General features: G+C 32.4%; 12 protein-coding genes and 1 riboswitch. All 12 genes read right to left on the bottom strand.

The window, feature by feature from the left end; translation table 11 throughout:
• Nucleotides 1-78: 78 nt before the first annotated feature.
• The 12 genes from ABNT61_RS15405 to ABNT61_RS15350 all read right to left on the bottom strand — a co-directional run bounded on the left by ABNT61_RS15405 (nt 79) and on the right by ABNT61_RS15350 (nt 23,294).
• On the bottom strand, nt 79-7,131 hold the full coding sequence (locus tag ABNT61_RS15405; RefSeq protein ID WP_348743858.1) for a M60 family peptidase N-terminal accessory domain-containing protein: 7,053 nt from the start codon (nt 7,129-7,131) through the stop codon (nt 79-81).
• A gap of 27 nt (nt 7,132-7,158) precedes the next feature.
• Nucleotides 7,159-11,547, bottom strand: coding sequence for a hypothetical protein (locus tag ABNT61_RS15400; RefSeq protein ID WP_348743857.1), 4,389 nt, complete (start codon nt 11,545-11,547; stop codon nt 7,159-7,161).
• Nucleotides 11,548-11,902: 355 nt separating this feature from the next.
• Complete coding sequence (locus ABNT61_RS15395; RefSeq protein ID WP_348743856.1) at nt 11,903-14,203, bottom strand: S9 family peptidase; 2,301 nt, start codon at nt 14,201-14,203, stop codon at nt 11,903-11,905.
• Nucleotides 14,204-14,287: 84 nt separating this feature from the next.
• Nucleotides 14,288-15,244 (bottom strand): methylenetetrahydrofolate reductase [NAD(P)H], encoded by a 957-nt coding sequence (gene metF / locus ABNT61_RS15390; protein ID WP_348743855.1) that lies wholly within the window; start codon nt 15,242-15,244, stop codon nt 14,288-14,290.
• Nucleotides 15,245-15,258: 14 nt separating this feature from the next.
• On the bottom strand, nt 15,259-15,498 hold the full coding sequence (locus ABNT61_RS15385; RefSeq protein ID WP_348709906.1) for a hypothetical protein: 240 nt from the start codon (nt 15,496-15,498) through the stop codon (nt 15,259-15,261).
• Nucleotides 15,499-15,507: 9 nt separating this feature from the next.
• Nucleotides 15,508-18,165: a methionine synthase gene (gene metH, locus ABNT61_RS15380; RefSeq protein ID WP_348743854.1), complete on the bottom strand. Its 2,658-nt coding sequence runs from the start codon at nt 18,163-18,165 to the stop codon at nt 15,508-15,510.
• 30 nt (nt 18,166-18,195) lie between these two features.
• On the bottom strand, nt 18,196-19,200 hold the full coding sequence (locus tag ABNT61_RS15375; protein WP_348743853.1) for a homocysteine S-methyltransferase family protein: 1,005 nt from the start codon (nt 19,198-19,200) through the stop codon (nt 18,196-18,198).
• 54 nt (nt 19,201-19,254) lie between these two features.
• A riboswitch (SAM riboswitch) is annotated at nt 19,255-19,401 on the bottom strand.
• A 173-nt stretch (nt 19,402-19,574) separates the two neighbouring features.
• Nucleotides 19,575-20,462 (bottom strand): cysteine synthase CysM, encoded by an 888-nt coding sequence (gene cysM / locus ABNT61_RS15370; protein ID WP_348743852.1) that lies wholly within the window; start codon nt 20,460-20,462, stop codon nt 19,575-19,577.
• Between the two features lie 10 nt (nt 20,463-20,472).
• Nucleotides 20,473-21,195: a serine O-acetyltransferase EpsC gene (epsC, locus tag ABNT61_RS15365; protein ID WP_348743851.1), complete on the bottom strand. Its 723-nt coding sequence runs from the start codon at nt 21,193-21,195 to the stop codon at nt 20,473-20,475.
• Between the two features lie 124 nt (nt 21,196-21,319).
• Nucleotides 21,320-21,652: a ferredoxin gene (locus ABNT61_RS15360; protein WP_348709914.1), complete on the bottom strand. Its 333-nt coding sequence runs from the start codon at nt 21,650-21,652 to the stop codon at nt 21,320-21,322.
• Nucleotides 21,652-22,707, bottom strand: a complete 1,056-nt coding sequence (locus tag ABNT61_RS15355) for an NAD(P)/FAD-dependent oxidoreductase (RefSeq protein ID WP_348743850.1) — start codon at nt 22,705-22,707, stop codon at nt 21,652-21,654. The genes ABNT61_RS15360 and ABNT61_RS15355 overlap by 1 nt, the downstream gene beginning before the upstream one ends.
• On the bottom strand, nt 22,707-23,294 hold the full coding sequence (locus tag ABNT61_RS15350) for a bifunctional precorrin-2 dehydrogenase/sirohydrochlorin ferrochelatase (RefSeq protein WP_348743849.1): 588 nt from the start codon (nt 23,292-23,294) through the stop codon (nt 22,707-22,709). The genes ABNT61_RS15355 and ABNT61_RS15350 overlap by 1 nt, the downstream gene beginning before the upstream one ends.
• Between the last annotated feature and the right edge of the window lies 1 nt (nt 23,295).

Raw genomic sequence — 23,295 nt, 5'->3', positions numbered from 1 at the left:
GAATACTATGTTTAGTAACATACTATTTTTAGCGTATCAAAGCAAAACTACTAATTAACTTAAATTATGAACTTTAATTTAAAATTGTTGTCCTTTTCCTGAATTAGGATTTAAAAGGTTATTAATATCTGAATTTTGTATTTGGCCATTCATATCAATATCTGCCTTATGATAACCAGATCCTCCTAGTAAAGAAATCACTGTGTTTATATCTGTATTCTGAACTTGACCGTTCTCATCATAATCTCCGGCAATTAATGCATATAATCCATTTGCAAGTGTAGTAACGGCATTTGTTCCTCCGTTGATATTACTTGTATCACTCGTTAAATCTAAACTTGTAGAAGTTACAGATAGTGTTACTGGATTCGTTGTTATAATTCCAAGATGATTTCTATGGTTAACTGCTACATAATAATCACCAGAAGGAACATTAAAGAATAAAGATCTTTCTTTTCCATTTACAATCTCAACAATATCTCCATCTCTTTGTAAAACTGCAGATTTTCCTTCTATAACTGTATTTGAATCAGAAGCATCTCTTAACTCTACCCAAACCCAATCTACAATTGCATTTTCGCCAGTAACATCAAAAACCGATTCATTATAGATTACAGCATCAGCATATGGACTCGTATTTGGTATATGATCTCCAACTCTTAAGTCATCTCTCATTAACGTTTCTTCTCCTGTAATCGGATTAATTCCTGCTCCTTGTAAATAAACTTTTGAATTAATTATCGTTTTATCACAATACAAACTGGCTAAATAATCAATTTGCGCTAAAATTTGTCCTGAAATATCTTCTGTTTCCCAATTGTCATAAATGTCCGTTAAACGATCAAAATGATTTGAATTTGTAGTCGCTATTAAAGCATCATGCCAAGTTTTATATTCCGCCTGTGTTACTGGAATTAAACTTCTGTAATACTCTAATCGGTCACAAAACTCAGTACTTGGACTGAAAGAATCTAACTCTTCTCTTAATTCTTCTTCAGGAATATATCCCCAAAAATGTAATAACGGAGTTAAATTGATTTTTGTAGCTTCTGTTGCAGCTCTAATCAATTCCTCTCTTGTTATAGAGCCAGGATTGGAAGGATCATTACTATTGTTTTTTGCCCATTCATCATAAAATACTTTCTGAATTTCACCAAGGGTTTCATAATCATAAACTGTTGCTATTTCATGCCATTTCATTGCTCCTCGTATTTGATATGATATTTCATCACAAACACTTGAATCTAAAGTCGGATCACACTTCATAGGTTGATTATTCCTAAAATTATAGGCAGTCATCCAATACATAGCAGCTAAATCGCGATCATGTTTTTGATTGTCTAGGATTAATAATACCTCATCAATATCAAAACCTAAGGCAGAAACTAACATTGGCGCTCCACATAGCTGAATAATAGCTTCAGCTTCACCAGGAGGTTCTGGCAATAACATGGTATGCCCCATTTCATGAAAAATTGTAGAAGGATAATTCGTGATATAATCATCATCCATTACTCGCAATGGATTCCAAGTTAAGTCTCTTGTTGTTCCTTGATAAGATTCAAATTCGATATCAGAAGGATATCCTGCAGCATTATTGATACCTCCACAATCAACTAACCAATATTCTGGTCTGATTTTATCAACTGGTCTTCCTGCAGCAGTTGAAAAAGCATCCCACATGGAATTCCATGTTGTCATTATTTCTGATGGATCAGAAACATCAACTAAATCTCTAGGAATTAAAAACATCATTCTATCAGATTCCATATCTACCCAATTTACATATGCGTTAGACATGTCTGTTTGAAACTCAGATAAGTTTGTTGATTGACCTGTTACCATTCTAAAATAAGGTGACTTTACCGCTCCATTAAATGTAAAATCAATCCAACCAAAATTAACTTCCGCCGGAACTTTAATATAAATAACACCTCCTAATGGATTAGCGACTTTTGTTGATTCTGATGTTATTTCAAATTCAGTACTAATTCTATGATATCTATTAATTTTTGAAACTCCATATAAATCTCTAGATGGTGCACCAACTATAACTTCAAAACCTTGTCCAACAATTGAAGATGGAACTGTTACTGTTACTAATTCGCCTGGGGCAGCATAATAACCAGTTGGTCGATAAACACCTTTATCTTGCCCCATTAATTCATAACCTGGATCCAGTTGGTAGGTGGAGTTTATGGGGATTATACCATCTGTCACTCTTGGCGCTCCATCAGCAACTGGACCAGGATAAATTTCTGAAAATTCAAATGTTGTTCCGATAACATTATCTATGTTATCAGGAGTAAAGGCATTATCAATAATATCTTGCTGTAAGAAGAATGCTATTACTTGCTCTGAAGATAAATCAAACACATTTACCTTAGTTCTATCTTGAAATAAAGGATCAAAATTATCTTCAAAAGCAGTTAAATAATTGTCTACTTCTGTTCTAGCATTCATATAATTGTAGCGAAGGTTAGACAGAATATCAAACTCATAATCTTTAGTTTGATCAGAAGTAAGGGTAATATTTCCTAAAATGTGATTTGTCATTTGTGTCAAAGCACTCTCTAAAAGATCTACATCGCTAGGTTTTGCTGGAATGTGTATGCTAAAATCATCGATAACAACGGTCGAAACTAGATTTCCTATTTTATTGTAAAAGTTACCTAAATAAACCGGTGCATCTTGAATTTGATTAATTAGAAAATCTAAATCATAAACATCTCTAAACGTTCCGTAATTAAAATAATTATTAGCATATAAATACCATTCTCTCTGAGATCTATCTATTATTAATCTGGTATGAACCTCTTCTCCTATTGCAAACGTTCCTAAATTAATACCTTCTCCTCCACCTCCTAAAGAATCTTCGTCATTCCAATACATTCCTAACGTATATTCTGATGCACTCGTAGCTTCTGCCCATAAAGTAAATCCAGCAGCATTTAAAGATTCGTAACGTTTTAGTGTAAATAAATTTTTTCTTCCATCCTCTGCTCCTAAGTCGGTACATATAAAATTCATTTCAAATTCTACCGAATCATCTGTGAACAAAAATGGGGTTATGTCTACTGGTAATTGCACTCCTTCATCTGGATTAGATTGTATACCCATACCAGAAGAAGTTGTCAAATACGTTGCATTAGTCTCTGAGGTTACCGCTTGCTCAAAAACATAATTTGCTGTATATCCGCCTATGGAATCTTCTAAATTACTAGCAAAATTATAGTGTGCAAACGTACAATAAGTATCAGAATATTGTGTTTGCACATCTTTATTCGTCCAACTTGCTACTGCTGATGCATCTTCAACCAATACACAGGTAAGATTCGAATTATTAGTAATATTTATTGTTGAGATTGCGGCGTTATTTCCGTTTTTTAAATTTAGAAAAGATAAATTATTATCATTCGTAAGAACTGTTGTTAACGATGCATTTGAAGTTAAATCTAATGCTCTTAACTCGTTATTATTACAAATCAATGTTGTTAACCCTGAATTTCCAGCAACTGAAAGAGACTTTAAGCTTAGACCGTTTACATCCAGACTTATTAAATTATTGTTTGAAACATCTAATTTTTCTAACGCTGTAAAATCTTCAATTCCCGTTAAATCAGAAATACCCTTACCACTTACATCTAATTCTGTTATATCTTTTATTAAATCTGTAGGGACTTGACCATCATTTGAAGTGTCATCGTATCCTAAACTTTCTAAGTAATTTTCAAAAACAATATTTGGAACTGCAGTGTAATTACAATAGGAAGTATTTGTAAAAGCAGTTTGACTATCAATAGTTATCCAATTATTAGAAGAATAAGTTGCATCATCAACCAAAACACAAAACAAATTATCGTTGGACGTTGAATCAAACTCCAAAATATTAGTGTTATTTCCATTTCTAATATTTAGATTTTCTAAATCATTACTACTGGCGTTTAGTTTAGTAATATTAGTATTTGAAGTTAAATCTAAAACAGTGATTTCATTTCCTGATACATTCAACTCTTGTAGCGCAGTAAAATCAGAGATTCCAGTTAAATCTGAAATATCTCGGTTATTAACATCTAAAGAAACTAAGCTATTTATATTATCCGTTGGAACTTTTCCATCTTCCGCTGCATCATCCAATCCAAGATCGAATAGAGCTATTTCGAAATTCAAATCTGGAATTAACGTATAACCACAGTTGGTTTCACTAAATACAGCGTGATCATCAATTCCGTTCCAATTTGCAGTTGAATATGCTGCGTCATCAACAGTAATACAAGTTAAATTATCATTATTAATAGCATTAAACTGACCATGACTGCTATTTACTCCGTTTTTTAAACTTAAACTTCTTAAATCATTTGCTGCACAATTTAGAGCTGAAAGATTTACATTATAATCAAGATTCAATCCTACAATATCATTTCGAACACAGTTTAATGCAATCAACTTTGTATTATATCTAAGATTTAGAACGGTTAAATTATTGTCTTTACAAGATAAATCTACTAACTCAGCAAAATGCTCAATACCTGTTAGATCTGAGATTCCTTTATTATTAATATTTAAATGAGTAATATTCTCAACAGATGATAATAGAACCAGCCCATCTTGAACGGCATCATATCCTTGTGAAATTAATTCGTTTTCAAAATTCACATCTGGAATTTCAACATAACCACAGTCTAAATAATTCGACACAAAAGAAGCTGTTACATCAATTTGAGTCCAATTTGAAGTGGCATACGATGGATCGTCCACAAAAACACATGTTAAACCTGAGTTGTTTGTAAGATCAAATGCAGTTATACTGGTATTGAAATCATTTCTAATATCAAAGTAAGTAAGAGAATTGCTACTGGCATTTACAGCAGTTAAATTTTGCAACTCACTTAAATCTATTGATGAAATTGAATTGTCTGATACATTCAAAATCGAAACCGACTGAAAATCTTCTATTCCTGAAATAGTACTAATACTTTTACCGGAAATATCTAAATTAACTACAACCTCTATTAATTCAGTTGGAACTTGTCCATCTCCAGAAATATCATCATAACCTAAGGCTTCTAATTCTGCTTCAAAATTCGAGTCGGGAATAAGTGTGTACTTACAATATGAAGTTTCCGTAAACCCACCATCAGAATCAATGTTTGTCCAATTCGTTGTACTATAATCTTTATCATCAACAAATACACAAACTCCATCATTATTGCGAACATCAAAACTTACAATATTTGTGTTTACACCATTTCGAATATTTAATTGAGTTAATTGATTTCCATTTACATTAACTGATGTAATTGTAGTTAATGAACTCAAATCTAAACTCGTTAACGCATTATTGGAAGCATTTAAAATAGAAAGTGAATCAAAGTTTTCGATTCCTGCTAAATTGGCAATATTTTGACCAGAAACATCTAAACTGGCTACACTTGTTATCAAATCGTTTGGAACTTGACCGTCTCCAGAAATATCATCATAACCTAAAGCCTCAAGTCTAGATTCAAAATTAGCATCAGGAATTGTTGCATACTCACAATACAACGTTTCACTAAATTTGGTAATTCCATTTTTGTTTGTCCAGTTAGAATCTGAATAGGTTACACTATCGACAGTTACACAAGATAATGATGCATTTGTTGAGGAATCAAAAGTGGTAACATTAGAATTATTTCCATTTCTAACATTTAAAAACGAAAGATTGTTTGAATCAACTCTTATAAAAGTTAACAACGAACTCTGGCTTAAATCAATTGAGCTTATTGAATTGAACGAGACATTTATTCTATCTAAACCTGTTAAACCGGTACAATCAAGTGTTGTTAAATTATTGCTGTAAGCTAATAAATCTTCCAAATTAATAAGACTTCCAAGTGTTAGGCTTGTCATGCTATTATTATTACACTTCAAGAACTTCAAACTTGTGTTTTGTGAAAGATCTAAACTTGAAATGCTATTTGAATTACAAGTTAAATTCTCAAGAGCAGTGAAATCTTCGATTCCACTTAAACTTGAAATAGATTGACTATTGACATCTAAATCAGTTACAGTATCAATTAATTCAGTTGGGACTTGCCCATCTGAAGCAATATCATCGTAACCCAAAGTATTTAAAGCAGCTTCGAAATTAGCATCATAAATAGTTGTATATCTACAATAGGAATTAAAACTCGCTGTATTATCAATATTTGTCCAGTTTGTTGTGCTCCAAGAAGGGTCATCCACTTCTATACAGGTTAATGAAGAATTACCCGTTGCAATAAAATTTGAATTCGTAATATTGGTGTTATTCCCATTCTTCAGATTTAAATATGTAAGATTATTATTTTCACATTCTAATCTTTCTAAAGCAGGGTTATTTGATACATCTAACTCAGTAAAACTATTATCTCCAATTCTAAGTTGTCTCAGTAAAGACAATGTTGAAACATCAATCGATGAGAAGTTCACTCGTTCTATAATTACAACTTCCAGTTTGGTGTTTGCAGTTACATCTAAACCAGTTAACGCTGTGTCTTGTAAATATAAAAATGCTAGTTCCGTATTATTTGAAACATCTAAACTTGTTAAACCAGAACAACCACGTAAGTTCAGCGTGCTTAATAACAGATTATTGGAAACATCAACCGATACAAATAGGTTATTTCTAATATTTATAAAAGTTACATTTGGAACTTGGCTTAAGTCAATTGTAGTTAATTGATTATATCTACCTTCTATAGAATTCAAGTTTGAATTTGCTCCTAAGTTTAACGATGATACATTATTGTTATCGAAATTTAGTATTTGAAGATTCGTATTTGAACTTACATCTAAACTTGACAATGAATTATTCTCACAATTTAAATCTACTAATGCAGTAAAAGCTGCAATACCTGTTAAATCTGAAATTGAATTTCCTGATACATCAAGAGTCGTAACTGTATTGACACTTGCAATTGGCACTTGTCCATCTCCAGAAATATCATCATAACCAAGTGTAAATAGTGCAGCTTCAAAATTTGCATCTGGAATAGACACATAAGTACTACTGCTCTTTACAATTTCTGTTTTTGTATTGAGTTTATTGAAAGCGAAAAGTCCAAATAAACTAATCGCACTCGATAACATAAGTATAATCGTTTTTCTCATTTCAAAACGTTTAAGTATTTAAGCCGATTAAAATTGTTCTCCTTTCCCAGAATTAGGATTAATTAAGTTATTGATATCTGAATTTTGAATTTGCCCATTCATATCCATATCTGCACCATTATATCCTGATGAACCTAAAAGGGTAATTATACCATTTACATCTATATTTTGTACTTGACCATTACCATCAAAATCTCCAGAAATTAGACCATAAGCGCCGTTACTTAAAACAATAACTGCATTAGAATTTCCGTAAACCAAACTTGTGTCAGCAGTGAAATCAATAGTAGTTCCTGATTCTGAAAGCATAACAGAAGTGGCGGTTAGTATTCCCAAGTGAGATCTGTGATTTATAGAAATATACACGTCGTTATTCTCTGTTAGACTAAATGATAGTGGGGAACTTCCGTCTATTGCAACGATATCTCCATCTCTTTGAATCAATCCTGACTGGGAAGTCAAAACGATTGTATGATCTGTTTTATCTCTTAACTCAACCCAAACCCAATCTACAATTGCATCATTTCCTGTTGTTGTAAAAATTGAAGAGCTGCAAGTTGCTCCGTCAGTATATGGACTTGTAGTTGGAATTACATTACTAACACGAAGATCATCTCTCATGATACTTTCCTCTCCAGTATTTGGATTTATATGAGCTCCTTGTAAAAACACTCTCAATGATAGATCGTAATTAACTGGACAAGTAGTTTCGCTAAAACTTGTGTTTGAATGTCTGTCTGTCCAATTGGTAGTTGAATATCCCGCATCGTCTACCGCAATACAAGCTAGATTAGAATTTAATGTTGTATTAAAATTGGTAATATTTGTATTTGTTCCGTTTCGAAGATCTAGACTTGTTAAGTTATTATTATCTAATCGAACGAAAACCAACGCCGTATTCTTAGTTAAATCAAGAGTGGTAAGTTCGTTATTAAATAAGGAAATCTTCTTTAATGACGGTACATTTGAAAAATCAAAAGAAGTAAAATCGTTTCCGTACCCAACTAACTCTTCGAAGTACTGTAGTCCTTCAACATTAAGGACATCCATGTTATTATCGTCACACTTTATATATTCTAAAAGCGTATTATTTCTTAAATCTAAATTCTGAATAGCATTGTCATTACATCTTAAACTTGTTAAAGCTGAAAATGCTTCGATTCCTGTTAAGTCATTAATATTTTTTGTTCCAACATCTAAACTTGTAACCACTTCAATTAATTCAGTTGGAACTTTTCCATCAGCTGAGAAATCGTCATAACCTAAAGCTTCCAAAGCAGATTCAAACTTAGCATCAGGAATTGTAGTATATCGACAATCTAAAACAGTGAAGTAAGCAGTAGCATCAATATTAGTCCAATTTGTAGTTGCATACGAAACATCATCAACCGAAATACACGATAAATTGCTATTGTTATTTGCTACAAAGGATGTGAAATTTGAATTGTTTCCGTTTTTTACAATTAAAGAAGTTAATTCATTGGAAGCACAATTTAATTCTGTAACTAATGTATTTAAACGAATATCTAAAGAGGTAAGATCATTATCTTCAACTAGAACTGATCTTAATTGTAAATTCTGAGTCAGATCTAAACTTGTTACCTTATTTTGAAAAATATCAAACTCTCTTAAATCCGTATTTTGAGTAACATCAATACTTGTTAACTGATTTCCATATAACACCAATGTTCTTAAAGCAGTATTCTTAGAAACATCAATTGATGAAATACCACATGAATTTACATTCAATGTTTGCAGTTTATTATTTTGAGAAAAATCATAGGTTGCTAATGGATTACCAGCACAAACTAATGTCTCCAAACTTTCAAAACCCTCAATTCCTGTTAGGTTAGAAATGGACTGATTTGAAATATTTAAATTAGTAATCCCTTCAATCATCCCAGTAGGAACCTGACCATCTCCAGAAATATTATCATAACCTAAAGCCTCTAATCTTGCTTCAAAATTTGAATCAGGTATAGAAGTATAACTACAGTATAAATTAAAACTAGCGATTCCATCAATATTTGTCCAATTTGTTGTGCTCCAAGTTGGATCATCCACCGAAATACATGTAAGAGATGAATTTCCTGTTGCTATAAAATTTGAATTTAAGATAGCTGTATTATTTCCATTCTTTAGATTTAGATAGGTTAGATTATTATTTTCACATTCTAATCTTTCCAATAATGGGTTATTAGAAACATCTAACTCCGTAAAACTGTTATCACCTATTCGAAGTTGCCTTAATAACAATAAATTAGATACATCAATTGATGAAAAATTCACTCGTTCAATAATTAAAACTTCAAGTTTTGTATTCGATGTTACATCTAATCCTGTTAAGGCTGTATCTTGAAGATATAAAAACACCAACTCAGAATTATTTGATACATCTAAAGTTGTTAGGTTACTACAGCCACGTAAATTCAATGTGCTCAACAATGTATTGTTTGAAACATCTACAGTTGTAAATAAGTTATCTCTTACATTAATGAATGTTAAATTCGGAATTTGACTTAAGTCTATTGTTGTTAACTGATTATATCTTCCTTCAATAGAACTTAAATTTGAATTTGATCCTAAATTTAAAGTTGCAACATTGTTATTATCGAAGTTTAAGTTTTGAAGATTTGAATTATTACTAACATCTAAAGAAGTTAATGTGTTCGTTTCCACATTTAAATCAGTTAACGCAGTAAAATCCTGTATTCCTGTTAAATCAGAAATACTCTTATTACTTACATTTAGAACAGTAACATTCTCAATTAGTTCAGTTGGCACTAATCCGTCACCTACAATATCATCATAACCTAAGGAATTCAACTCAGCTTCAAAATTACTATCCGGAATAGTCGTGTATTCAATAGCTTCTACCGTTATTGTTCCTAAATTTACAGCACAAGAAGAAGCGTCAAATCTTGCCCATACATTGTAATCTCCTGCACTCAAATTATTTATTTCTCCAGTTCCCAAAGAATCATCAAAACTGTAGGTATAAGTTACTCCATTGTCAATACTAAACTCAATAGTACTTTTTGTAGCTTCATCAGAAAAACTCACTTTAATAATTCCATCATTTGTTACCGAACTTTCTCTTACAACCTCAGAAACTGAAGTTGTTGGTTTCAAATTCGATGCTAATGATGCGAAATAAACTGCACCTGAATTTGATGGAGAATCATCTTCATTTTGTCCAATAATTATATTTGGAAAAGAAACAGCAACAGATCTGTTTGCAAATTCATCCCATCCTGAACCAGAGGTAATCTTAGAAATTTGAGTCCAGTTATTTGTTCCATCATTTTTAAAAATATACACAGCATCAGTATTGGCAGAACCATTTCCGAATGAACTTACATATAAAAAGTCTCCATCTATAACAACATTAGAACCAAAACGTTGATCGTTATAACTGTCTTTATCATCATTTTGAATCATTACTCGATTTGATTCGAGATAATCTCCATTTACATCTGCTTTATAAACATAAACCCTTCCTTGATCTGCTTCTGGTGTTGAAGATGTTTCGAAATTATAGGCTCCAATAGCTAAATAATCTCCCTCAATATCCAATCCGCTACCAAAATACTCCGTAGTTTCAGTTCCTCTTAATCTGTGTGTACGAGACCACGTTCCATCATTGGCTTGTTCCCAAATTTGTACAGATCCTGCTGATGCTTTCCCTACAGAAGAATAATCCTGAGGACCTGAAACATATGCCTTACCATCATCCACTTTTACATTGTAACCAAACCTAGCTCCTGAATAATTTGATTGAACTTGTGGTTCTAATTTAGTTTCAGAATATGTAAATGTTCCTGTTCCATCATTTTCATAGACATAAGCACATCCTCCTGTACTTCCATTTCTAGCACCAACTAAAATTAAATCCCCTTCTATTGAAACAGACTCACCAAATCGATCATCTGAAACACCATCACTCGGTTCAAAGATTGCAACCTCAGTCCAAGTTCCTACTCCATCATACTCGAATAAATATGCGGCTCCAGTATCAACATCGTTTGTATCCAATTGAAATCTTGCTCCAACCAATAAATAATTTCCTTCTAAAGCCACGGAAGAACCAAAGTGATCTCCAGCGAACGCATTGCTCGCATTTAAAATAGTTTGTTGAGACCAATTCCCTGATCCATCATTAATATAAATATAGACTTTACCCTGTTCAACTCCATTACTTCGAGAAGTTACCACTGCGATATTGCCATCTATTGCAACTCGCTCTCCAAACCTATAATTTGAAGTTGCGTCGCTAGCTTTAAATTTTGTAGCTCCAATTGTTGTTGTCGTAACTGTTCCTGAATATAAATTCTCATCTAAAGGACAATATTCAGTTTGGGCAAAACTTAATGAAATGAAAAAAATAAAAGATATAAAAAGTACTTTTCGTTTCATACTACACATTTACTTAGGATTATATAATTCAACTCTATGTTTTTAATAACAACTTGAGAACAGCTGTATCAAATTCGTGTACAATAGTAATCTATTTGATAATCGAAAAGAAAAAATCACAGGGTGCAATAAAGGGTGCACATCTTGCAACCCTTTGTTTTAAAAGAGTTTAAAATGAACCCCATAATAACATGATCAATTAAATTTTATTTAAAACTCATAAAAAAAGAACCGTTTATTTAGAAACAGTTCTTTCAATTTTATTCTAAAAAAACCATCTTAGAGGTATACAAAATAAAAAAACCGAGATTTTAAATCTCGGCTTTTATTCTGACTAATATTTTGAAATATTCAATTAATGTTTAATTGGCTCTTTCGAATTTCCTTTCAGATGTTTTGCATAGAATCCCATCATTGATTTATATAATGCAATTCTATTTTCTTCTTTCCCAAATCCATGACCTTCGTCATATCTTACCATATATGGAACATCAACTCCTTTTGATCTTAATCCTTCTACAATTTGATCTGACTCATCAATATTTACTCTAGGATCATTTGCTCCTTGAACTACGAATAAAGGTTTCTTGATTTTATCAATATGGAATACCGGTGAAACTTCATTCATTATTTCCTTTTCTGCAGCTACATCCTCATCATACCATATTTCCTTGATAATTTTTAAATAAGGTTTCCAATATGGTGGAATTGTTTTCATAAATGTAAATAAATTCGAAACCCCAACATAATCTACACCACATGCATATAAATCAGGAGTTTTTGTTAACCCTCTTAGTACAGCATATCCACCGTGGCTTCCTCCATAAATAGCAGCTTTATCTCCGTCTACCCATCCTTTGTCAACAACGTATTTTAATCCGTCTTCTACATCGTCCATTGCTTTTCTACCAATTTCTTTAAATCCAGACTCTAAAAATTTACGCCCATATCCACCAGAAATTCTAAAGTTCACCTGTAATGTAGCATATCCTCTACTTGCAAATAATTGTGATTCTGGATTGAATCCCCAAGAATCTCTAATTCCTTGTGGACCACCATGTGGATTTACAATTACAGGAACTTTTTCACCGTTTAAAGCTTCTTTTGGTAATGTAATATATCCGTGAATTGTTACACCATCTCTACTTTTGAATGTAATTGGTCTCATTTCTGCCATATCTTCTGGACGAAGCTGTGGCATTGTGTTATAAATCTCTTTTAATTCGTTTTTCTTTATATCATAAACATAGTAGATTCCGTATACTTTATCACTAGTGATATATAACATATATTTAGATTCGTCATCTGTTCTTCCAGTAACATAATACTGCATTCCTGGAAGCTTTTTCTTTACAGCTTTATCTAATTTTTTATACGCCTTACTTACCGGAACAAGAATGTTTTTCTCACCTTCGTATGATAAATAATCAATCGCATAATTATTCTTCTTTGATAATCCTAGACCTCCAACATCATACTTTTCATTTGAGAAAATTTTCTTGATCGTTTTTTTCTTCTTTAAATCATATAATAAGATTTCTGCTTTATCAGTTTCTAAATTACTCAACACATAAGCGTCGTGTGGGTAATCAGTAGCATAGTTAAACGAAATTACTCCAAAACTATCTTTCCAATTTAACTGTTTCCATAATTCATATCCTCCTTTTCCATCTTCATAATAGACTTCCATATTTACACCATCTTTCAACTTAGTATAACCTCTTAAGTTACCATCTTTATCGAATTGATATCCTGAAATTGGATTACTAGCATCTTTATTTTCAAATAATTGTTTGATGTCACCAGTAACAACATTTAGCTTGTATGGTTCGAAAATTTGAGGATTGTTCTTATTTAACTGAACTATGATATGATCTTTATCTTCTTTTAATAACGACTCAAAATTTGCTCTTACTCCTTCAAAAGGTGTTAAATCCTTATCATTACTTCCGTCTAAGTTTATGGCATAAATGTGGTAATTTTCATTTCCTCCTTTATCCATAGTATAGTATAAACGGTTTGAATTTAACCAACCATATCCGCGGATTAATTCCTTTTTTTGCTCAATAACTCTTTCCGCTTTGCCTGTTTGAATATTCTTTACATAAACATGTTGTTTTCCATTCTCATCACTTTCTTTGTAAGATAAATATTTACCATCTGGAGAAAATCGGAATGAAACTCCCTTTGGATTTGAAAAATAATCTTCTACAGAATACTTATAGTTTCCTTTCTCTAGACTTGATAAATTATTCAAATCTGCTTCAGATGAAACCAACTCCGGATTTCCTGGAACTGTTTTCTCTGTTTTTTGTAACGCTAATGGAATCTCCATTCCTCCTTGTTTAAAAGTTCCTTTTATTGTGTTGTCTTCTAAATTTCCTGAATAAGTAATCCCTGCTTTTTTAAATGCTATTGAAAGTGTATTTCCTTCAAATTTTGTTTCATCCATTGGAATTCCTATTGCTCCTTGAGAAGGACTATCCATAGTAGACGAAAATGCACCATCTTTTTCAGAAATATTAAATATCAGTGGCATTTCCATGCCTTGTACTTTTAGCGTTCCTTTCCAACTCCCAACAATTTTTTGGGCATTTGTTACAGAAACACTAACTACAAAAAATAGAATTGTTAGTAATTTGCTGTTTGCTTTCATTTTATTTTTGCTTAAGGTTATTGTTAATATTTATAAACATTAGTGCAACCTAATCGCAAATTGTTACAAACAAAAGATTAAAATTTAGAAAATTTCTTTGGCTATATTTTTAATATTATCTGATTTCCCCATTGAATAATAATGTAAAAACGGAACACCTTTAGTAATTAATTCTTTACTTTGGTTGATACACCATTCCACACCTACTTCGCGTACTTGTTGGTTGTTTTTACAATTTACAACAGCCATAATTAAATCATCAGGAAGATCAACTTTAAAGCGATGAGGAATCATATTTAATTGCTTTTTTGTTGAGATCGGTTTTAACCCTGGAATAATTGGTACTGTAATTCCATCTGCTCGACATTTATCTACAAATTCAAAATATTTTTGATTGTCAAAAAACATTTGAGTTACAATATAATCCGCTCCTTTTTTAATTTTCTTCTTCAAGAAATGAATATCTGAATCTAAACTCGGAGCTTCCATGTGTTTTTCAGGATATCCTGCAACTCCTACACAGAAATCTGTTGGTGCTGAGTTTTGTAATTCTTCATCCAAGTACTTTCCATGATTTAAACATTCAATTTGATCTACTAAGTCGCTAGCATATTGGTGACCTTCTTTTTCTGGTTTAAAATAGATTTCACTTTTAACGGCATCACCACGTAATGCCATTACATTATCAATTCCCAGAAAATCCAAATCGATTAAAAAGTTTTCTGTATCCTCTTTGGTAAAACCACCACACAAAACATGAGGTATTGCATCTACATTGTATTTATTTTGAATTGCAGCACAAATACCAACAGTTCCTGGTCGTTTTTTAACAACCTGCTTTTGTAGTAATCCGTTTTCTAATTCTTTATAAACATATTCTTCTCTATGATATGTAACGTCAATAAAAGGAGGATTAAATTCCATTAAAGGATCAATATTATTAAAAATTGAATCTATATTTTGACCTTTTAGTGGAGGTAATATTTCAAACGAAAATCTAGTTTTCCCTTTAGATTGTTCTATGTGTTCTGTAACTTTCATTGTTTTGATCTTTCTTAAAGAACTTTGTTTTTAATGGTTTCAAAATCGCCTTCATATTCCCAATAAATCCACCTTCCGTGTGCATAATCTGTTAATATGAATTTTTCACTTATCGATTTTATTCTTTCAATATTGACTAGCTTTTTGTTGTAGCCTTCTACTATAATTTCTTCTATTATCTCTTTATGTTGTTCATCAAATCCATGAACAATTTGATGACTTCCCAATTTTAATTCTATAAACTTTTTGCTCATTGCTATATGTTAATCGGCAATAATTGGACTTAACCATTTTCGAGTTAAATCTTCACTAATACCTCTTCGTTCGGTATAATCTTTTAATTGATCTTCTTTTATTTTTCCTAGTCCAAAATATTTGGCTTCTGCATTTCCGAAATAATAACCAGAAACACTAGCTGCAGGCCACATTGCTAAACTTTCAGTAAGTTGAACTCCTATTTTTTCTTCAACCTTTAACAAATCCCAAATTGTATTTTTCTCTAAATGATCTGGACATGCAGGATAGCCAGGAGCGGGACGAATTCCTTTATAACTTTCCTTTATTAATTCTTCATTCGATAAGTTTTCTGCAGTCGCGTAACCCCAGTATTTTTTACGAACTTCCTCGTGTAGATATTCAGCAAAAGCTTCTGCAAAACGATCCGCAATTGCTTTAATCATTATAGAATTATAATCATCATTATTCTTCTCATATTCTGCAGCAAGCTCAGCCGTTCCGAAACCAGCTGTTACACAAAATGTTCCTAAATAATCTTGAATTCCTGAATCCTTTGGAGCAATGAAATCAGACAACGCAATGTTTGGAACTCCTTCTCTTTTCTTTAATTGTTGACGAAGCGTAAGGAATGTGAATTCTTTACCATCTGCATTTACAATGATGTCATCTTCAACAGAATTCGCTTTAAACAAACCAAAAACTGCTTTAGCTTTTAATAGTTTTTCCTCTATAACTTGGTTTAATAATACTTTGGCATCTTCGTATAATTCAGAGGCTTGTTTACCTACGATATCATCTGTTAGAATATCTGGAAATTTTCCATGCAAATCCCATGATCTAAAAAATGGACTCCAATCGATATAATCTACAAGAAGGTTTAAGTCTAAGTTTTCAATAACATAAGACCCTAAAAAATCAGGTTTTGTAATTTCTGATGTTCCCCAATTAATTTGAAACTTGTTCTTTCTTGCTTCCTCAATGGTTATGTAATTTTTTTGCTTAGTTCTATTTAAAAACTGATCTCTAAACTTCACATACTCACTACGTATTTCCTCTTTGTAGATTTTATTATTCTCTTGTAATAAATTTCCTACTACCGTTACTGCTCTTGACGCATCATTTACATGCACCACAGAATTTGTGTATTTCGGAGCAATTTTAACAGCTGTATGTGCTTTAGAAGTAGTTGCTCCTCCAATTAACAATGGAATATTCATTTCTTTCTTTTCCATTTCATTTGCCAAATACACCATTTCATCTAAAGAAGGCGTAATTAATCCACTTAAACCAATTACATCAACTTGTTCCTTTTGAGCTACTTCAATAATTTTTTCTGGTGGAACCATAACTCCAAGATCAACTATTTCGTAGTTATTACATCCAAGTACAACACTCACAATATTTTTACCAATATCATGAACATCTCCTTTTACCGTTGCCATTAAAATTTTCCCTGCCGAACTTGCATTACTATCTTTCGAGTCTTCAATAAATGGTTGTAAATATGCTACAGCTCTTTTCATTACTCGAGCAGATTTTACTACTTGAGGTAAGAACATTTTCCCACTACCAAACAAATCTCCAACCACATTCATTCCAGACATTAAATGACCTTCAATAACTTCAATTGGTCTTTCTACACTTTGACGAGCTTCTTCTACATCTTCAACAATAAAAGCATCAATTCCCTTTACTAAACTATGCGTAATACGATCTTGTAAAGAGTTTTCTCTCCAAACTAATTGTTTAGAACTATCTTCTTTTTTAATTCCTTTTACAGTTTCTGCAAAATCTAATAAACGTTCAGTAGCGTCATCTCTTCTATCTAAAAGTACATCTTCAACATGCTCTAATAAATCTTTAGGAATTTCGTCGTAAACTTCTAACATTGTCGGGTTCACAATTCCCATATTCATTCCATGTTGAATGGCGTGATATAAGAAAGCCGAGTGCATTGCTTCTCGAACAACATTATTTCCTCTGAAAGAAAACGATACATTACTTACACCTCCAGAAACACTGGCATATGGAAGATTTGTTCGAATCCATTTGGTAGCTTTAAAGAAATCAATTGCATTTTTTCTATGCTCTTCCATTCCTGTTGCCACAGGGAAAATATTAGGATCGAAAATGATATCCTCAGGAGGAAACTTCACAACATCTACTAAAATTCGATAAGAGCGTTCGCAAATTTCTATTCTACGTTCATAATTGTCAGCCTGTCCAACCTCATCAAATGCCATTACAATAGTTGCAGCTCCATACCTTTTAATCAACTTAGCTTGGCGAATAAAAGCTTCTTCCCCTTCTTTCAGAGAAATAGAATTTACCACACACTTTCCTTGCGCCACTTGCAATCCAGCTTCGATAATTTCCCATTTAGAACTATCGATCATAATTGGAATTCGAGCAATATCTGGTTCAGATGCAATTAAATTTAAGAATGTAACCATCGCATGAACACCATCTAACATTCCTTCATCCATATTTACATCTAAAATCTGTGCTCCACCTTCTACTTGATCACGTGCTACCGCAAGCGCTTCTCCATATTTTTCTTCTTTAATTAAACGAAGAAATCTACGCGATCCTGTTACGTTTGTTCTTTCTCCAACATTTATAAAATTACTTTCAGGTGTTATGATTAATGGTTCTAATCCTGATAATTTTAAATATCTCTTCATACGTACTTATCCTTTTAAACTCCTATTAAATTATAGATCCGCTACCTTTAATTGTCTCGGTTGATATTTTTCGGCTACTTCTACAATACCTTTAATATGCTGAGGAGTAGTTCCACAACATCCACCAATTATGTTTAGAATCCCATCCTTTAGATAATCTTCTATTAATGTTTTCATTTCTTCTGGTGACTGATCATACTCCCCAAAAGCATTTGGCAATCCTGCATTTGGATATGCAGACGTATAAAAACTAGTATTGTTTGACAATCTTTTTAAGTACGGTTGTAACTGTTCAGCCCCTAATGCACAATTAAAACCAACACTTAATAATGGAATGTGTGACATTGAAATTAAAAAAGCCTCAACGGTTTGACCAGATAATGTTCTTCCACTAGCATCTGTTATTGTTCCAGAAACCATGATAGGAATGTCTATATTTCTTTCTTCTTTAACTTCATCTATAGCAAAAAGTGCTGCTTTCGCATTTAAAGTATCAAATATGGTTTCGACTAATAATAAATCCACTCCACCAGCAACTAAACCTTCGACTTGCTCTTTATATGCTTTTCTTAAGTCTTCAAAAGTTACAGCTCTGTATTCAGGTTTATTTACATCTGGGGATAAACTAGCAGTTCTATTTGTTGGTCCTATTGCACCTGCCACAAATCTTGGTTTATGCGGTTCTTTAGTAGTAAACTCATTTGCAACCTCTTTGGCAATTTTCGCAGATTCATAATTTAACTCATATGCTAAATGCTCTAGAGAATAATCTTCCATAGCTATAGAAGTTCCTGAAAAGGTGTTGGTTTCTATAATATCAGCTCCAACTTCTAAATATTTACGATGGACTTCTTTTATTGCTTCGGGCTGAGTTATAGATAACAAATCATTATTTCCTTTTAATGGTGAAGAATGATCTTTAAAACGTTCTCCACGAAAATCTTCTTCTGAGAAGTTATATTCTTGAAGCATTGTTCCCATTGCGCCATCAAGCACAAGGATTCTTTTTTGTATTTCTGAATAGATGTTTGACATTCCTGATAAAATATTATGCTGTGTTATCAGGAAAAGAAGAAGTAATATTCTTTTGAGTTATCTCTCTGTTATACTGAAACAAGTTCAGTGTGAACAGTAGAATTTAGCACCTTCTTTGTGCGATACTGAAACAAATTCAGCATGAACAAAGGGTTGCTAAGGTTTCGCAGGGTCTATTCCCTCCACCTTTCTTAATAACGACAATAATGTTTATGAACTAATATGGTTACAAATGTAACTAACTTATTTTAAATAATAAGCTTAACGTTTATACTTATTATTATTTTTATGAATAATACTAGATTCCCGCTTTACTAAAACTCCCCACACTTCTGGACAGCATAAATCACGGGAATCAAAGTTCTGTATTATGATTATTGAAAAATATCTGATGATAAATATCTGTCTCCGCGATCACAAATTATAGAAACAATAATACCTTCATCGATAGTTTCTGCTAGTTTTAAAGCTGAAGCTGTTGCCCCTCCACTACTCATTCCGGAAAAAATACCCTCTTCACGAGCTAAACGAACTGTCATTGCTTTAGCTTCTTCTTGAGTAACTTCTAAAACTTGATCAATTTTCTCTCTTTTAAAAATTGCTGGCAAATATTCTTCTGGCCATTTTCTAATCCCAGGAATACGAGCACCCTCCTTAGGTTGAACACCTACAATTTGAATATCTTTATTTTGTTCCTTTAAATAATCTGAAACTCCAGTAATAGTTCCTGTTGTTCCCATTGCAGAAACAAAATGAGTTACTTTACCATTAGTATCTCTCCAAATTTCTGGCCCGGTTGTACTGTAATGTGCTTTTGGATTATCGAAATTATCAAACTGATTTAGTCTGAAATAACCTTTCTTGTATTTTAATTCCAGTGCATGATCAATTGCACCTTCCATTCCAACTTCACTTGGAGTTAAAATAACTTCTGCTCCGTAAGCACGCATTGTTTTTACTCTTTCGATTGTTGCGTGTTCTGGCATTACTAAAACCATATTCACTCCTAAAACCTTAGCCATTAAAGCCAAAGCAATACCAGTATTTCCACTAGTTGCTTCAACTAAGGTATCTCCTTTTTTTATGTTTTTCTTTTTCAATGCTTCAGAAATCATAAAATAGGCAGCTCTATCTTTTACACTACCTCCAGGATTATGTCCTTCAAGTTTCAGAAACAATCGAACATTTTCTTTATTTATAATATTTGTAGCTTCTACTAAAGGTGTATTCCCTACAAAATTTGTTATATTCTTTGAATTCATATACTTTCTTTTAAGTATAAATACTGTTTTGCGATTTATAAATTACGGTTGAGTTTGGCTCTATAGATTGGGTGATGCACACATTCGCACCAATTACACTATTTTTCCCAACTGTTATATTCCCTAATATGGTTGCGTTAGCATATATAGTAACATTACTCCCAATTGTTGGATGTCTTTTTACTTCTGCTAATTCTTTTTTAACTTGAATACCACCTAATGTTACTCCTTGATAAATACTCACATTATTTTCAATGATTGTTGTTTCTCCAATAACAACGCCGGTAGCATGATCAATAAAAAAAGAATCTCCAATACTTGCACCTGGATGAATATCAACTCCTGTAAGACTATGCGCATATTCACTCATCATTCTTGGTAAAATAGGTACATCAATCTTATACAATTCATGACTTAATCTGTAAATAGCAATGGCATGAAACCCAGGGTAAGCCAGATATACTTCTCCTAAACTTTTACAGGCAGGATCGGTTGCTTCAAAAGCCTTCGCATCTAAATCTAATTTTTGTCGGATATCACAAAAAGAAGTTTGGTAATACATCCATATTTCTTCTGCTTTTGGTAACGACAAACCTTCCAAAATACTAATAAACTGTTGTTTTAAATGTTTGGCCTTATCTTGACAAACATCTTCAAACAACGAGTAAAATAGTTGCTTTGTAAAAAGTTCTACATCATCTTTCAATGATAAATTGTAGTTACTAAACTGCATTTTTCTTTTTTTAACTTGATATTAATCTATTGTATAAGATACTGAATTAATTCCATTTATATATTGAAACAAGTTCCTTAGGATACTGAAACGAGTTCATTTAAATACTGAAATAAATTCAGCTTTAACTCTCTGGGGCTAATTCAACTTCTAACCCTTCTAATGCTGGTGTAATTTGAATTTGACAACCCAATCTACTATTATCCTGTACATCAAATGCTTCTGCTAACATGGCATCTTCGTCATCTGTCATTTCAGGTAGTTCATGGCTAGAATTCACATAACATTGACAAGATGCACACATGGCCATTCCTCCACAAATTCCAATTGTTCCTTCTGGAGCAAGTTCATAAGAACGTACTACTTCCATTAGATTCATTGCCATATCTGTCGGAGCAACTACCTCATGAATTACACCGTCGCGGTCTTTAATTTTTATATTAACATCTTGCTCCATTACTCAATAGCTTTAACCACTGCTTTTGGCGCTTCTTTTTTAGTTCCATCAAATCCTTGAACTCCTCCTACAGTTGTATATTTCATTACATACTTCTTGTCTGGAAAAATTCTTTTATATGCACTTTGACACATTAAAGTTGCTTCATGGAATCCACATAAAATTAACTTTAATTTCCCTGGATATGTATTTACATCTCCAATGGCATAAATTCCAGGAATATTTGTTTGATAGTCTAGTGAATTATCCACTTTAATAGCATTCTTCTCTATTTCTAATCCCCAGTTTCCTATTGGACCTAGTTTCGGTGCCAAACCGAATAATGGAATAAAATGATCTGTATCTAAAATAAACGGTTCCTTATCTTTTTGCTCAACCACAACTCCAGTTACATGATCATCTCCAAGAATTCCTTTAACCTCAGCCGGAGTAATCAAATTAATCTTGCCTAAGTTTTTAAGCTCTTGAACTTTTTCCACTGAATCTAAGGCTCCTCTAAATTCATTTCGTCTATGAATTAAAGTAATTGACTTTGCTACATCAGCCAAGAAAATAGACCAATCTAAAGCTGAATCTCCACCTCCTGCAATTACAACATCTTTATCGCGATACAGTTCAGGCTCTTTAATCATATATTCAACCCCTTTATCTTCGAATTGAGCTAAATTATCTATTTGAGGTTTTCTTGGTTCAAAACTTCCTAATCCTCCTGCGATTGCAACAACTGGAGCTTTATGTTTTGTTCCTTTATTTGTAGTTACAATAAAACTACCATCATCTTGTTTCTCGATCGTTTCAGCACGTTCTCCTAAGGTAAATCCAGGTTGAAACTGTTTTCCTTGTTCTAATAATTTATGCGTTAAATCTCCAGCTAAAATCTCTGGATATGCCGGAATATCATAAATTGGTTTTTTAGGATAAATCTCCGAACATTGTCCACCTGGTTGTGGTAATGCGTCTATTAAATGACAACGCAATTTTAATAATCCTGCTTCAAAAACTGTAAATAAACCTGTTGGACCTGCTCCAATAATCAGTATATCTGTCTCTATCATTACTCTTGCTTTTCTACTAAGCTCTTTGTGAACTCGTTTAGTTGTTCTACTTTTTGTTCAAAGTTTCCTTTTATTGTTTTTCTATAATCGTTTAGGTTTTTAACCAAATCGTCAATTTTATCTGGAATTACTTCTTCAAAAAACTGACGTAATCTTTTCGCTGTTGTTGGTGATTTTCCATTTGTGGAAATTGCAATTTTTACATTTCCTTTAGTTACAATTCCACCCATATAAAAATCACAAAATGGAGGATTGTCAGCTACGTTCACTAATTTCTGTTGCTCTCGACAATCCATATATACCTGAACATTTACTTCAGGCTTATCTGTTGTAGCAATCACCATATGTTTACCATTCAAATAAGATGTTTTATAAGAATCTTCGATTAAGGTAACAGCTCCTGTTTTCGCCAATTCAATAGTTCCTTCTCTAAACATTGGAGATACTATCGTTACTTTGGCATCTGGACTAGATTTTAAAAGAAAGGTTAGCTTTTCTTCCGCTACATTTCCACCTCCCACAATTAAAACTTCTAATTGTTTTACTTTTAAAAAAATAGGATATAAATTATTTCTTTCTTCACTCATC

The sequence above is a fragment of the Tenacibaculum sp. 190524A05c genome (assembly GCF_964036595.1).
In the GTDB taxonomy this organism is placed as follows: domain Bacteria; phylum Bacteroidota; class Bacteroidia; order Flavobacteriales; family Flavobacteriaceae; genus Polaribacter; species Polaribacter platacis.
This window is presented reverse-complemented; position numbering and strand designations above follow the sequence as displayed.